This window comes from Nostoc cf. commune SO-36, from assembly GCF_023734775.1.
Classification (GTDB): domain Bacteria; phylum Cyanobacteriota; class Cyanobacteriia; order Cyanobacteriales; family Nostocaceae; genus Nostoc; species Nostoc commune_A.
The window spans coordinates 4,509,819-4,524,401 of sequence record NZ_AP025732.1 but is presented as its reverse complement, the minus strand read 5'-3'; the positions used below and the strand labels follow the sequence as shown (position 1 = coordinate 4,524,401).

14 protein-coding genes and 4 pseudogenes are annotated in these 14,583 nt (G+C 39.5%); 4 read left to right on the top strand and 14 right to left on the bottom strand.

Annotation, left to right across the window (positions count from 1 at the left end; all coding sequences use genetic code 11):
* Window positions 1-33: 33 nt before the first annotated feature.
* The 5 genes and pseudogenes from ANSO36C_RS34975 to crtW form a co-directional block, all read right to left on the bottom strand.
* Complete coding sequence (locus tag ANSO36C_RS34975) at window positions 34-102, bottom strand: TPR end-of-group domain-containing protein (protein WP_410174720.1); 69 nt, start codon at window positions 100-102, stop codon at window positions 34-36.
* Complete coding sequence (locus tag ANSO36C_RS20375; RefSeq protein WP_251955984.1) at window positions 96-1,913, bottom strand: tetratricopeptide repeat protein; 1,818 nt, start codon at window positions 1,911-1,913, stop codon at window positions 96-98. The genes ANSO36C_RS34975 and ANSO36C_RS20375 overlap by 7 nt, the downstream gene beginning before the upstream one ends.
* Window positions 1,894-3,256, bottom strand: a pseudogene (locus ANSO36C_RS20370) (ATP-binding protein). Before ANSO36C_RS20370 ends, ANSO36C_RS20375 begins: the two are co-directional and overlap by 20 nt.
* Window positions 3,257-3,460: 204 nt before the next feature.
* Window positions 3,461-4,441, bottom strand: coding sequence for a 7,8-didemethyl-8-hydroxy-5-deazariboflavin synthase subunit CofG (gene cofG, locus ANSO36C_RS20365; RefSeq protein WP_251955982.1), 981 nt, complete (start codon window positions 4,439-4,441; stop codon window positions 3,461-3,463).
* An 87-nt stretch (window positions 4,442-4,528) separates the two neighbouring features.
* Window positions 4,529-5,290 carry a beta-carotene ketolase CrtW gene (gene crtW, locus ANSO36C_RS20360; protein ID WP_251955980.1) on the bottom strand — a complete coding sequence of 254 codons (762 nt, stop codon included), beginning with the start codon at window positions 5,288-5,290 and terminating at the stop codon, window positions 4,529-4,531.
* A 530-nt stretch (window positions 5,291-5,820) separates the two neighbouring features.
* Here crtW and ANSO36C_RS20355 point away from each other — a divergent pair.
* On the top strand, window positions 5,821-6,150 hold the full coding sequence (locus tag ANSO36C_RS20355; protein ID WP_251955978.1) for a hypothetical protein: 330 nt from the start codon (window positions 5,821-5,823) through the stop codon (window positions 6,148-6,150).
* Window positions 6,151-6,258: 108 nt separating this feature from the next.
* Entirely contained in the window at window positions 6,259-6,690 is a 432-nt protein-coding gene (locus tag ANSO36C_RS34970; RefSeq protein WP_410174719.1) for an ISAs1 family transposase, read from the top strand.
* Between the two features lie 114 nt (window positions 6,691-6,804).
* Here ANSO36C_RS34970 and ANSO36C_RS20350 read toward each other — a convergent pair whose 3' ends face one another.
* The 9 genes and pseudogenes from ANSO36C_RS20350 to ANSO36C_RS34965 form a co-directional block, all read right to left on the bottom strand.
* Window positions 6,805-6,996, bottom strand: a complete 192-nt coding sequence (locus ANSO36C_RS20350; protein ID WP_251955977.1) for a chlorophyll a/b-binding protein — start codon at window positions 6,994-6,996, stop codon at window positions 6,805-6,807.
* Window positions 6,997-7,454: 458 nt separating this feature from the next.
* Window positions 7,455-7,904, bottom strand: a complete 450-nt coding sequence (locus ANSO36C_RS20345) for an SRPBCC family protein (RefSeq protein ID WP_251955976.1) — start codon at window positions 7,902-7,904, stop codon at window positions 7,455-7,457.
* 19 nt (window positions 7,905-7,923) lie between these two features.
* Window positions 7,924-8,112, bottom strand: coding sequence for a CPXCG motif-containing cysteine-rich protein (locus ANSO36C_RS20340; RefSeq protein WP_012411100.1), 189 nt, complete (start codon window positions 8,110-8,112; stop codon window positions 7,924-7,926).
* A 117-nt stretch (window positions 8,113-8,229) separates the two neighbouring features.
* A pseudogene (locus tag ANSO36C_RS20335) lies at window positions 8,230-9,886 on the bottom strand (B12-binding domain-containing radical SAM protein).
* A 25-nt stretch (window positions 9,887-9,911) separates the two neighbouring features.
* Window positions 9,912-10,166: a SemiSWEET transporter gene (locus ANSO36C_RS20330; protein WP_251955975.1), complete on the bottom strand. Its 255-nt coding sequence runs from the start codon at window positions 10,164-10,166 to the stop codon at window positions 9,912-9,914.
* Between the two features lie 423 nt (window positions 10,167-10,589).
* Window positions 10,590-12,145: pseudogene (locus ANSO36C_RS20325) on the bottom strand (dolichyl-phosphate-mannose--protein mannosyltransferase).
* A gap of 515 nt (window positions 12,146-12,660) precedes the next feature.
* Entirely contained in the window at window positions 12,661-13,038 is a 378-nt protein-coding gene (locus ANSO36C_RS20320) for a GNAT family N-acetyltransferase (protein WP_251955974.1), read from the bottom strand.
* A 147-nt stretch (window positions 13,039-13,185) separates the two neighbouring features.
* Window positions 13,186-13,545, bottom strand: a complete 360-nt coding sequence (locus ANSO36C_RS20315; protein ID WP_251955973.1) for a XisI protein — start codon at window positions 13,543-13,545, stop codon at window positions 13,186-13,188.
* A complete protein-coding gene (locus ANSO36C_RS34965; protein WP_410174718.1) occupies window positions 13,515-13,730 on the bottom strand; it encodes an element excision factor XisH family protein in 216 nt (71 codons plus the stop codon). Before ANSO36C_RS34965 ends, ANSO36C_RS20315 begins: the two co-directional genes overlap by 31 nt.
* Before the next feature lie 141 nt (window positions 13,731-13,871).
* Here ANSO36C_RS34965 and ANSO36C_RS20310 point away from each other — a divergent pair.
* Together ANSO36C_RS20310 and ANSO36C_RS20305 are read left to right on the top strand one after the other, a co-directional pair.
* Window positions 13,872-14,160: pseudogene (locus tag ANSO36C_RS20310) on the top strand (hypothetical protein).
* Window positions 14,160-14,555 carry a type II toxin-antitoxin system VapC family toxin gene (locus ANSO36C_RS20305; protein ID WP_251955972.1) on the top strand — a complete coding sequence of 132 codons (396 nt, stop codon included), beginning with the start codon at window positions 14,160-14,162 and terminating at the stop codon, window positions 14,553-14,555. Before ANSO36C_RS20310 ends, ANSO36C_RS20305 begins: the two are co-directional and overlap by 1 nt.
* Window positions 14,556-14,583: the final 28 nt, after the last annotated feature.

The following is a 14,583-nucleotide window of genomic DNA, read 5'->3' as shown; positions in this document are numbered from 1 at the left end:
TTAATCGCTACATTAATTTAGTCTTTATAGCAGCTATTGAATTAAAGCTTGAAACCGCTCATTTTCCCGAATACCATCAAAATCTGAGTCTGTTTTTACCATCTCACGATATTTGTCAGATTCAGATTAATTGCTTGTTGTAGATTCTCTAGTGCCTGCTCAATATTACCTTTAAGGGCATAATAGCAAGCTTTATTGTACCAAGCTTGGTGGTAATCTGGTTTAAATTTCAGTGCTTGGTCGTAGGATGCGATCGCTTCTTCATTGCGTCCTAAATCATCTAGCGCAATGCCCCGATTGTTCCAAGCTTGGTGGTAATCTGGTTTAAATTTCAGTGCTTGGTCGTAGGATGCGATCGCTTCTTCATTGCGTCCTAAATTGCCTAGCGTAATGCCCCGATTGTACCAAGCATCGTGTTTATCTGGTTTAAATTTCAGTGCTTGGTCGTAGGATGCGATCGCTTCTTCATTGCGTCCTAAATTTCTTAATGCAATACCCCGATTACTCCAAGCTACATAATCATCTGCTTGAATTTTAAGTACTTCGTCAAAAGAAATGATTGCTTCTTCATAGCGTTGTAGATTATCACATAGAACAACACCTCTGTTGTTCCAGGCTTCGTAATAATTAGAGTTAATTTTTAGTGCTTGGTCGTCGGATGCAATTGCTTCTTCATACTGTCCTAAATTACTTAATGCAATACCCCGGTTACTCCAAGCGTGGTAATCATCTGGTTGAAATTCAAGTGCTTGATCAAAGGATGCGATCGCTTCTTCATTGCGTCCTAAATTGCGTAGCGTAATGCCCCGATTGTACCAAGCTTCGTGGTCATCTGGTTTCAATTTCAGTGCTTGGTCGTAGGATGCGATTGCTTCTTTATTGCGTCCTAAATCATCTAGCGCAATGCCCCGATTGTTCCAAGCTTTGTGATAATCTGGTTTCAATTTCAGTGCTTGGTCGTAGGATGCGATCGCTTCTTCAGTGCGTCCTAAATCATCTAGCGCAATGCCCCGATTGTTCCAAGCATCGTGGTAATCTGGTTTCAATTTCAGTGCTTGGTCGTAGGATGCGATCGCTTCTTCATTGCGTCCTAAATTGCCTAGCGCATAGCCCCGATTGTACCAAGCTTGGTGGTAATCTGGTTTAAATTTCAGTGCTTGGTCGTAGGATGCGATCGCTTTATTGTAATCTTGTTCAGCAACCTGCAAATCTCCCAGTTTAATTAATAATTCTGCTTGGCTACTACTTATTTGATGGTTTTGTGTAATTAATTCTTGAATTGCTAGTATTTCTTGAGTTCTTTCTTCTGGCGTTATTGTGAGATATTTTTGATAGTTTCCATCTTGGATAATACGTAATGATTCTTGCTCTACAGTTTCTAAATCTCTAGGGAATTCAAAGAACCCCGAACGCCAGTCAAAAAAGTCTGGAGCGCGTTGGATAAAATATTTAATAGCAAATAGAGGTAGCAAGAAAACAAAACAGATATTAAAGTTATCTCTAAACCTTTCTCTCTGCTGATTGAGGTTCATTAAAACAGGTGGTACACCTTTCCAACTATATGAATAGATATCCCTACTATTCCAGCCTATTAATTGTTTACATTCTTCATATTCATAAAATGAATGCTCTAAACCTGTAATAAATAAAATATCTATCTGCTCTTTATTATCTAATTTGTCTATAATTTCATATAAATTAGTAACAGCTTGCTTTAATTGCAAAACCTCAATATTTTTATTTGTAATTTCTTCTTTCACTTTGCCAATTAACTGCTCACCCTCAGCCGGAGAACAACGAGCAAATAATAAGCCAAAGCCTTCTGTAAAGTTCAGGGTACGGACTAAGGCTTGATATTCTTCATCTGGTTCCGATGGTAAATCTTTATCCCAATCAGTCAATTCTAGTTTCATCAGGCTGTGTCTCACTAAGGTTCAAATTAGCAAAAGTATCCTGAAACTCTTTAATTCCTTTAATTAAAGGATGAATATCATACCAACATTGAATTTGTTCTTCTTTATTACGGTAGCGATATTCCAAAATACAGCGATTGAATAATAAGTTACGGTGTTGTTCATCATTTACTATTTGTTTAGAATGATAAACTTTGGCTAGTGCTTGCCATTAATCTGCATAAACTGTATTGCGGTAGGTAATTCTAGTTTCGCTAATTGACCGTTGTAAAGCTCTAGTCGTAATGGGTAGCTTATTAGTATATTTAATTGCTTCCTTCATTAATAATAGCAAATTCCGCACATGACCTCCACTCATTAAGCATAGTTGCTGTAAAGCTTCTGGCTGCTCAAACATATTTCTGATAGAAAGGTTAGGGTCAATCTGACTCACCCGCTTTTGCAACAATTCCTGGACTTTATTAATTCCTCGTTGATAACTTTTATTTTCAGGAGTTTGCACCATAATCATTGGTAAAACTTGAGCATCAGTACCATAGATATCTCGTAAATCTGTTAGCGCGGTTAGAGTACACCAATGAAATCGGTACTGTATAAATTAGATGGCAATTTAAAGCTTTGAGTTGTTCGCTACGGTCTAAAAAAATATGTTCGTGATTGCTGCGTCCATCTTCCTGGGGTATGGGTACAATCCGATCTAGATTATCAGCGATGACTACCAATTGAGAATATTCCGAAGGTAAGCGTTTTTTTGCATCTTCAATAAATTGATTCAAAGCCAAAATCAAAGTTTGGGTGTGGGGGTTAAGTCGTTCGCGGATTTTGTGGCGGAGACTAGGTTCGGTTCTCAATTTGGCTGTGATTTTGGCAAAAAGAGAAATTTCCTTCTCTACCTCCAGACCTTCTAAAGATACATCAGGTAGCAAATCTTTTAAATCATGCCAGCGGCTTTTCAACCATGACACCAAAGGTTCAGGATTAGCGTTATCTTTTAATGCTTCTAATAAACGTCGTGTACAAGCAAGAAGAATATCTGTATATTGGGCATCTTCCGGCTCGATATCTTGTTCATCGGCGGCAAAATAGACAACAAAGCAACCTTGCTCGTTTAAATATTTCTGAAGACGCAGCAATTCTGTTGATTTGCCTGCACCACGATGACCAGCATAAAGTTGACAAGTCTTTCTGTCAGACAACAAAATATCTCTACCCACCTCTACCAAAATGTCGCCATCTCCTCGCACCTCCTGACAATCGACATAAGCCGGATCTCCTGCGGGCAAGGGACGAAATGGGTCAAAAACGTTGTATATCTTTTTTAAAGTTGCAAAATCCTGAACCATAGGTGAACTTACCAGTTTAGTGCGATGATAACGTAGGATTGGGGACTGGGTAATCAACACCCCTAAAATTCATTAGTGAAGTTCTGATACTCGTTGACTAGTATCAAAGACTCATTCACGAGTATCAAAGACTCGGCGACGAGTATCAAAGACTCATAAACAAAGACACTAACAGGAAAGGAAAAAATCTTTACTTCTTTGTTATTACACAAGAAAAGCCGGAGTTAAAGTTTTTTGCCAGCGTTTCACTGCTGTTTGTAACTCCCCCGACAACCAACTATCAAATTGCGGATAAACTGGCGATCGCGCCACCAATTCCCACCCCGCAGGTTGTAAAATTTCTCTTAATGCTTGTTCCTGAACATGAGGATAATCGGGATTTACTTCATCTTTTGGGCCAATTCCGCCCAAATCTCGCGCACCAGCTTCGATACAAGCGAGTAACCAGCAGTCATCTTTAACTAAATTCGGCGGAATTTGAATAGTAATATCTGGCGGTAAAATCTGACGTGCTTTAGCAATTACTTCTGGTAATTCATGAGGATCAAAAGGTGGTGCATCAAAAGTTTGCTGATGTCCAGGACTATGAGGTTGCAGGATGACTTCTTGAATGTGATGATAACGTTGATGCAGTTCAGATATAGCTGTCAATGTTTCCCACCAATCATCTACAGTTTCCCCAATTCCCAACAGTAACCCAGTTGTAAAGGGAATCTGCAATTCTCCCGCCCATTGCAATTGTTGTAAACGAACTTCGGGTAATTTACTCGGTGCGTGCCGATGTACACTATTTAACAATGTTGGCGTTAGCTGTTCCAACATCAGCCCCATCGAAACATTCACACGCTTGAGCTTTTGCATTTCTTCAAAACTCAGTGGCCCCGCATTTGTATGCGGTAAAAATCCCATTGAAAGCGCTAATTCACACAAATCATAAATCCGCTCAAACCACGCCTGACGCTTTGGCGAATGGGGATGCACTTCACCGCTAAGGATGAGGATTTCACAGACTTTTTCGTTTTGAAGTAACTTTAAAATACTTTCTGCATCTGAAATACTCATCCAGGGACTTTTACCCGGTTCGCTGCGAAAGTTGCAATAGCTACAGCGATTAAAGCACTCGTAAGTAGGAACGATTGTATAAGCAGGGCTGTAAGTGACAAGACGAGAATTATTAATTGACATAAGCAGGATAATCTAAAAGAATGTCTTGCTCAAACTATATAGATTACCTGGTAACTTTTGTTGCTATGACCTTTAAATAAACAACAACTATTTTGCTTTGTAAATTTCTGGTAACTGCCACCAACAAACATTGGGATATTCGTGATGTTCCTCGTGGTAGCCGAAATGATAGCACGTGATAAATGACCACCAAATAGGACGGCTAATTGTTCGGGCACGATGAGGTTGAACATAACCCCCTATTGGTTCACTATGGGGTAAAAAAGTCCCGAAATAGAACAGTTGTAATGAACTCAAAAGCGAGGGTAGCACCCAAAAGTAAGTTAGATTATCACTTGGTATATGGAGTATGTACTTAGCAAAGTTATAAATAATAATCAACGCAATTATTTGTCCCCAACTCCAGTAACCTTTCATAAAATGAAAATACCAAGCAAAGAAATTTTGGTGTTTACCATTATGAAAATCTGGGTCTATTTTGCTTGCTGGATTATGGTGATGCAACCAATGTTTTTTCAGTAGTTTTTGATATGGTAAAAGACCATAAAGAGATAAGGTCAATCTTCCAATAAAATGATTAATCTTGGGATTCTGGGGAAATACTACCCCATGCATGGCATCATGAGATGTAATAAATAATCCCGTATATAAAAATGTCTGCCAAAGTATAACAGGCAATAACATCCAAAATTTTAGCTCGGAAATGTCAAGGGAAAGTAATATACTCAGGCTAATAACCCACACGCTAACAACGATAATAGCAATGAAAAGCCCCTTAAACTCAGATTTACTTTTTACTACTGGAGGCAGTTTTATATGATGACTTGGTGGTTGTTCTAACTGGATCACGCTTTTACTCCGCCTAGTATTGAAGTGAAAATTTCAAAAATCATAGTCATCACAAAAACAACTAACCGATAAAATTTGTTAGTGGTAAATGCAAATGCTCAAAAATATGTATAAATATTAAGATACTTTAACTAGTATTACACAAGCAACTGCTATTCTAAAAACTGTTTTCGGTTAGAAGGTTGGGTAATACAAGTAATGCAGGGCTATTTCATTCTAAACATAAAGGCTGTATGGTACAATGCAGCACTAAAAATGAAATACATCTAGTACCGTGAGCCAACCAGCAATAATTGAAGCTTTTCTTGAGCTTCAAGACCCCCGCCGCCGAGATGGGCAACGTCATACGTTGCCATTGTGCCTAGCATTATTTACCCTTGCGTAGGCGCAGCCCGCCGTAGGCATCGCAGCGGGGAATAAAGGATTTTTAGCAATCGGAGATTGGATTGCAAGCTACCAAGAAGAATTGATAGAACTATTAAAAACCTGCGAAAAATAGATTACCCTCGTATAGCACCTTACGTCGTGCCTTGTTACAGGTTAATTACGAGGAATATGGAGCGTGTCTTGCTAAGTTCTTTAATATACAACCAGTCTGCGGAGAAACCATAGGGTTAGATGGCAAAGTCATCAAAGGTTCGTATCAAATCGAAGAAGATAATCCAAATTCCGATTCTCATCCGGCAATAATGTTAGTTAGCACCTATATTGTCGAGCGTGGTTTGATTTTAGAGCCGTGGGAAGTAGATGCTAAAACCAATGAAATTAAAGCTCTACCAATTTTGATTCAAAAATTAGCTCTTCAAGGGGTAGTTTTCGCTTTTGATGCGATTAATACCCAAAAAAAACTTGTGAATTGATAATCGAAACTGGTAATGATTACATTGCTGCTCTTAAAGGCAACCAACCAACTCTGTTTAAAGATGTTAAAACAAATTTTATACCAGACTCTACTGTTTCACTAATTAATAAAAGGTCATGGTCGAATCGAAAAACGTAGAGTTAGTATTTGTCAGTCGCCAAATGATATTACATTCTGGCCTGGTCTGAAAACTATCATCCGAGTCCAATCAGAACGTCAGACTATCAGGCACAATCATATTGAAGTCCAAAATGAAACACGTTATTACATATCTTCCTTAAGTACGACAGCCCAAGAGTTTAGCGAGCGCATCCGGGGATATTGGGGTGTTGAAAATAAAGTTCATTATGTTCGAGATGTAACTCAAGGAGAAGACGCTTCTAGAATTCGTACTAAACCTTTACCCCAGATTTTTGCTATCGCTCGTAATTTCACTCTGAATTTATATCGAAGTCAAATGTTTGAAAATATGGCACAAGCTCAACGATTATGTTCATTTGGGTTAGACACACTTAAGCAATTTTTTAGAATGAAATAGCCCTGCAAGTAATGACACTGGAAAACTAAGTATTTAGTATAACCAGTGCCTTCTATTTATACTTTGGATATAATCTAAGCCTGCAACAAAGATGGTCAATAATTAGCGGGGAGTTTAGGAAACGAGGTGAAGTACGTCCCGCAATACGCTATAACCCTTGAGATCCCAAAGTAGGTAAGCTAGAAAACCGATCATAGCCAAGCGACCGTTCCAAAGTTCAGACTGAGGAGTTACCCCAATATCACCAGCATTGCGGTCTTTGCCATTGTATGCAGTTTCAGTTTTATCACTAGGATAAAGTGCCATTGTTAAATTTCCTTAAGTAAGCTAATTACTTTGTTCATATTACTTAACTTACCCATTTGGCGCTATCTGTCTCTAGTTTCAAAGTAGAAGCAACTCTAAAGAATGAAGTTTAAGGAGTTTAGCAAAATATTTATCTAACAAAAGTTGAATCATAGCCTCTATTGGTCTATAAAGCAGAGGTATTATTACTAAACAACTGCTAATAAGAACTTGTGATTTAACCAAAAAACTATTTTTAACAGGAGAAAAAATCTAACAAAAGTTAGAAGGTTTCTGGAGTGCTATTAACTAGATGCATAAATAGTAAATAGGTTTTTCAAACTTAAAGTATGACTTCTAAGGTACTGATTACAGGTGCGATGGTTAGTTCGGCGAATTTATCGCAAGCTTCGTATCGATTGTTTCGCGGCAAGGGTTGAAAAATTAGGATAATTAATTTTTGCTACTAACCGAAGTTGCTATTGTGATTCACATTCTCGTTTCGTTACATAGTGGCGATAGCGAAACATAGCTTCTAGTTGCACTTGCACTAACCAACCACTGACAAATTCAACTGTTCCTCCGCCAGGCATAGAGAAAGAGATGGCATCAGTCAGCCTAGTTTTGCCAGCTTCCGGTTCAAATTCATGTCGATGTATCCAAGATTCAAAGGGGCCAGATATCTGTTCATCGGTAAACAGACGATATTTTTCACATTCAGTATGACGCGCTAACCAAGTTAAGGGTAATGGGCCGAGAAACAGGCGAAATTCTGTGATAGCGCCCACGTTCAGCCCCCCCTCACGACGAACCACTTGAACTGGCTGCCAAGGTGGATTCAGCAGTTGCAAAATATCTGCCCTTTCGTGAAATTTCCAAACTACTTCTGGCGACGCATTAATTACTGAGGAATGTTTAAAGTGCAGCATGGAAAGAAAAACCTAAAATTCAACTTTCGGATTCTGTATCAATCTCGATATCTAGGGTATCTTCATCAACCCGCACATACAAAATATTTGGGTTACAGCAAACTTGACAATCTTCAACGTAGGATTGCTGTCCTCCAGCACTCAAGTCAATAAAAGTTAAGTTCGGTTCGCCGCAATAGGCGCAGTAATACTCGGCTGTGTTTTGCATTAAGTTTTCAGCTATGAATTCAATGGTATTGGGTATGGGGCATAGGGCATTGGGCATTGGGCATTGATTATTTATTTCTTCCTTGTCCTTGCCTACTCCTCTGTCCCCACTCCTCTATTACTGAGTCCCTCCCAGTACTGGCTGTAATTCCTTTGGAGTTGGGTTGATATAACTCTGAGCTTCAGCCAAATGCTTTAGTAGTGTAGACTGTGGCAGAGGCCCTTGCAAGTGGTTCCAAGGTAATACTTGTTCTGTTGACCATTCGGCGTGGACGTAGAAATCTAAATCGGGGATTTGTCCTTTGAGTTCTTTGAAAGCACGTTTGTAGCTACCCAAGGAGTCGCCAAAGTCACGAGTAAGTTGCAGGAGTTGGGACAGTCTGCGATCGCCTCTCGACAACAAAGCTTGTATAATCGACCAATTATAACTTTCTGGGCGAAACTCTATCCCTTGTGGTTTTAGCTGTTTTTGCAAAAACTGCAACCGCTTTTCTGCTTGGCGATTCACTCCAAACCATTGAAATGGTGTGTGTGCTTTGGGTACAAAGGTGCTGCATCCGTATGTTAAGCGCAATCCCGGCGCAGCTTTTTTGATATTACGCATCATCGCCACAGTTTGCTCTAAATCCTCTGTTTCTTCACCAGGAATTCCCGCCATTCCGTAGAGTTTCAAGCTTTTTAATCCGCCAGCTTTGGCATTTATCGCCGCTTGGATAATTTCGTCGTTATACAGCTTTTTGTTGACGATTTGGCGGATTTTCTCAGAACCACTTTCTACTGCAATAGTAAGCGATCGCGTGTCTCGTTTTGTCAAAGTTTCTGCTAACTGCACTGTTACGGTATTAGTTCGTACTGAGGCAATACTGAGGCGGACATCATCATACTTTGGCTGACTAATATAATTTAGCAAAGCCTCAAATTTCTGGATGTTGAGTAACTGAAGCCCCTAATAATCCTAGCCGATTTGTGACTTCTAAACCTCTTTCAATGGCTGGAATTAATGAACTTTCAAGACTGGCTGTTCTAAAAGGCAGTGTGAGATAACTCGCCAAACAAAAGCGGCACATTTCTGGGCAACTTCTCACCACTTCCACCATGTAAATATTTTCCCATGCGGCTTTTTCGGTAACTACAGTCGATGCGGATAGCATATTTCCTCGATAAGTCTGCTTTTGCACCACTGCCGGAATTTCGGGAGAAATTGGATTAATTGACTTTACTGCACCATCTATTGCGTGATATTCGACTGCATACAAACTGGGTACATAAATTCCTGGGATTTGTGCAAGTCTTTTTAGTTGAGTTTGTCTTGAGGCATTTCTAACTTCTTTGTACGCCTCAATAAAATTTCCCAGGAGATTTTCACCATCTCCCAGTAAAATTACATCAAAAAAATCTGCAAAAGGTTCGGGGTTAGCAGTGAGAACGGGGCCACCACCAAAAACTATCGGCTGAGAATCATTACGAGAGGTTGCCAAAATGGGAATTTCTAAAGATTCCAGCAAATTTAGAATATTCACATAATCCAGTTCCCACGAAATAGAAAATCCCACAATTTCCGGTGTTCTGGGGAGTTGTTCGTGAGTATCTGTAAACAGGCGACTCACCTGCACATCATTACGCATTGCTAAGGTTGCCCAAACTACCTGATAGCCGAGGCTAGTGATACCTACGCTGTACTCATTGGGAAAAGCAAAGATTATGGGGATAGCGTTGGTGTCTGGGGTGGCGGGGGTGAACAAAAGGCGTTCAGAGTCAAATACAGATGATGTCACAGGTGTTTGTTAGAGGCAAGTTTATTTATCTATATTTAATTTTAAGCCATAGAATAATTAAGTTAAAAACCAATGTCACGGCGTTAGCAAAAATAATCGGTAACGATTGTAAATAAATTCCATAAATTAACCACAAAAAAACACCAGTTATGAATGTAACTAGCGTCACGAAAGAAACATCTTTTGCTGATTTTGTTTGCCAAGTTTTAAACATCTGTGGCAGAAAAGAAATTGTGGTTATTGTGGCGGCTGCTAATCCTAAAACTGTTATAAAATCCATGCAATGCAACCAGATGAATTCATTTGTAGTGTAATGTTAGAGTAACACTTGCGTTATATTAAATTTTACTTAGTGAGCTTTTGCTTTTATGATGTAATTTTATTTTTTGATTCAGATTTTATTATTTGAATTTTTGATATAAGACTTTACCCAAGCATATCGCTGTGGTTCTTTGTTTAGTGGGTAGGTTATCACTTGCGGACGCTTGCTTTCATCCACTAGAGATATGAGAATGTAGAGACGTAGCACTGCTACGTCTCTACAAGGGTTATGGATAACACATATTTAATTTCACCAGATACAGCGCTTCCCGCTATTATGCAATACAGTTTTTCTTATTGCCTCTCTCCTAACATAGCTTTTAGCTTTGAGGATGTACCTCATAGCTGCCGGAAGTGCTGTAACTACTGAATCCTTCTATAATCAAATCCAAGAGTTGAACCACATTCGCAGCTTATAATCGTGAGGTGAGAGGGGTAAACCCAAATAGATGGGCATCCAGAAAATAAAAGCAGCCAAAATGATAAAAGTAATGGTGACACCTAGCGCCCGGAGTTGTTGATAATAACTGCGAAGACACTGATCAACAAACCAAGCGATCGCTAAAAATACAAACACCACTGCACACATATAGTGGTATATAAAAACGCACCTTGTCACTTTTACCCAAGGTAATAAGTTAGCAGCATAATTTATAACTAAATACAAGGCAATCCAAGTATCAACGCTAAGAGTTGCAGGTATTGAAAAATGCTTTTCTTTCACCCAAAGAATTACGGGTTGTGACACCAGAATTCCTATTAAAAACAACATGGCAGCAACACCAAACCACCACAAAAATGGATTGCCCATTGCATGGACATCATAAATAACTTGTCCAGCACCGGCAGGTAAAGGCGGGCCCATCACAGGTAAAGGATCGGTGATACTTTTAGCCGTTTGATAATAATATGCCATTGGTCGAGTCATCAACGGCCATTTGTACCAGGCAGCACAATAAGGATGCACGTTAGGACTATTGCCACCTAGCTGTAAATGGAACTTCAAAATTTGCTGATGTACTGCAATAAATCCATAAGTTTTATCTAGTTGAAGGTGAGGAATCCAGATGATGCTGTAAATGAAAGCTGGGATAATTCCTAGATAAAACAGCATCTGAAAAATATTTAGCTGAGTTAGGTTTTGTAGTGGTGTCTGAGATGAGGGGGATGAGGGGGAATAAGTACTAACCTCTGCCTCCCCTGCCTCCCTGCTTCCCCTGCTTCCCCTGCTCCTCTACTCTCGCTGCCTCCTGCCTCTTTCAATGAAGAAGATGCAAAAAAGAGTTTGGAGTTAAGAAAATAATATATAAAATAGATTACCCAAGCTGTTATCCAAATGAGATAAGCACCTGAGAGGAACCATAAACCGTTCCATTTAGTACCGACTGACGCACCAAAAGCAATGCCAGCAAAAACTAACCAAAAAGAACGCCGTCGATTTTGGTTATCTAATGCCAATAATAAAAACCAGTGACCTAATAAACCAAAGATGACGATATAAATATTACTTAAAGCATAGCGAGACTCAACTAGAAAAATGCCATCACAAGCTGTAAACAAACCTGCAAGCAGAGCAAAGCTACACCGATAACTTAATTGATAAGCGATCGCAGCCACAACTAAAGGAATAAATGAGCCAGTAAGGGCATTGAACCACCGATAAGTCCAAGGCGATCGCAATGATCCTGTTAATCCATTTACCGTATCGTGCCAAAAAGGAATGTGGCTGCCAATCCAAATGCCGATGCCGATCATATATTGACTGAGCGGCGGATGAGCATTAAAAAATGGCGTATGCGTGAGATAATTATTACCAAATTTGGCAAAGTAAACTTCATCAAATACCAGAGTATTGAATCGCTCCAATCCCCAAAACCTCAAGGCAAGTGAGAGAAGAAATACACTCACCATCCCAATTCGGAACCACTTTTTAGTCATTTGTCATTTTTCATTGGGCATTGGGCATTCATTGGGCATTGAGAATAGGGGATGAGTCTTTGATACTCGTGAATGAGTCTTTGATACTCGCCGATGAGTCTTTGATACTCGCCGATGAGTCTTTGATACTCGCCGACGAGTCTTTGATACTCGTGAATGAGTCTTTGATACTCGTGAATGAGTCTTTGATACTCGTGAATGAGTGTTTAATACTCGCCGATGAGTCTTTGATACTCGTGAATGAGTCTTTGATACTCGTGAATGAGTGTTTAATACTCGCCGATGAGTTTTTGAACTCCACTCCCTTGCCCCCCTACCCTCTGCTTAAGAACTGCTCCCCTGTTTTCCCTTCACTCTTCAGGTGCATCTAGTTGAAACAGGAGTAGTTCAATATTGTAATACTTGTTTGTTCGCCCTATTGGTTTCATGCCCAATCGTTCTGTTACACGGATTGAAGCATGATTTTCGGGCTTCACTACGGCATAAATCACTGGCAAGTTCAGGACACTAAATCCTTAATTGAGCATAACTCGCCCTGCTTCTGTTGCATACCCTTTACCCCAAGAAGCTCGCCTCAAGTGCCAGCCTACCTCATAATCTTGAGTGGGTAAACCATCTTTGTCGGGCAATTGTTTGAGAATGATAGTTCCTACAATTGTTGTAGTTTGCTTTTCGACAATTGCCCAATATCCAGTACCATTGTTGCGTCGGTGCGATTGCTCGATGTTGTCAATCAAACGCTGACGCTGTGACTCAACACTTGTAACCAGAGAAGCTTTACCAAGAAAGTGCGTAACTTCGGGGTCATTATAAATTACAAACGCTTGTTCGGCATCGCGTTCGGGTATCCAACTGCGAATGATCAAGCGTTCGGTTTCCCAAAGATTTGTCATCTTGCTTTTGACTAAGCTAAATTGCCATTCTGCAAAATAGTAAGATACTTATGGTTGAGCAGTCAAAAGTTTTGTAGCCAATTAGACAAACAAAAAATGGCGATCGCTATGCTATGGGCAATTATTCAGAAGTTTAACTACCGTTGGCTATACAATCGCAAATTCGGAATTTTCCCGCAGTTCTTCAGACCGAAATCCCAATACAATCCGATCCTTCGGCACACTAGCCCTAACCAGTTCCGTTGCTAACCCCTCTTCAGTGCCATCACGCTGAATCCAAATTTTGCCATCAATAATATCAACGTGAATCAGACAGCCGTGAACGCGCCGCGTTGCAGTTGGAGAGAGTTCTGGGACTGGTTCTCGACCAAGAATCATCACCAAATATCGATCCTGTTCTTTATCAAAAATAGTTTCATGCTGAATATCACCGTAAGAGTAAGGAATTTTTGTGTGTTCAGTAAGAATGCTGCAAATTAGCTGCCTGTATTGCTCCAGAGTATCCATCGGACTATAACCTCTCGCTTTGGATTAAAAACGATCAGAGGAATTTTGTAGTCTTCCAATATAAGTTTACCAAGCGGCTCTTCCTCAAAAATATCAGTAAAAACATCCTCATGAACAGCGATATACAAAACCCTATCTCGATAATTGCGGGACATTACAGCAAAGTAGGTAAAGTACTGACCAATGGCCTGTTCTAGGTCTGTTACTTCTGAGTTGCTAGTGAGATACCCTTAAATGAAGGGGGACAAATGAGTTTATTTTGATAATTATTAATTAATAACGGTTAACTATCACCATCAAGTAATAATTACAGGAGGTAATTAAACATGAAAGTTAGAGGTATAAAACGTGGTCAAAACATTGAAGTTTCAGAACAACTGAATAATATTCCAGATGGGACAGAAATCATTATAGACGTAAAATTTATTGCCGATACAATTGCAGAACCACAATTACTATTAACAGACTCAGAGAAAACTAGCTAGACTCAATCAATTATTTGGCGCTTGGAAAAACCAACCAGAATTAAAAGAAATATTTATAGAAATTGACCAACAGCGTCATACTTATCAAGGCAGAATTATAGACTCACTTGATAATCAGGATAACGGCTAATGTATCTATTAGATACCAACATTTGCATTGCACTGCTAAATGAAAATCGCCAAGCTGTTACTAAATTTAATCCATTTTTCAGCCAATGCTATCTGTCCATTATTGTAGTTTCAGAGCTATACAAAGGTGTTTATTGTTCTCGACAAGTAGCCGAGAATCTAGAGATATTAGCACAGTTTCTACAACTACTACCAGTGGAAGAATTTGAAATAGAAGCAGCTATTGAATTTGGCAAGATTCAAAATGAACTCCGAATAATTGGGAAACCAACTGGAGAATTTGATGCTTTAATTGCTGCTGTGGCTCGTTCTCGTGACGATATTCTTGTTACTAATAATATCGAAGATTTTGAAAATATTCCTAACTTAAAATTAGATAACTGGTTAGAAACTTGAAAATATCGAGCGTCGGAACGAGCGTCAT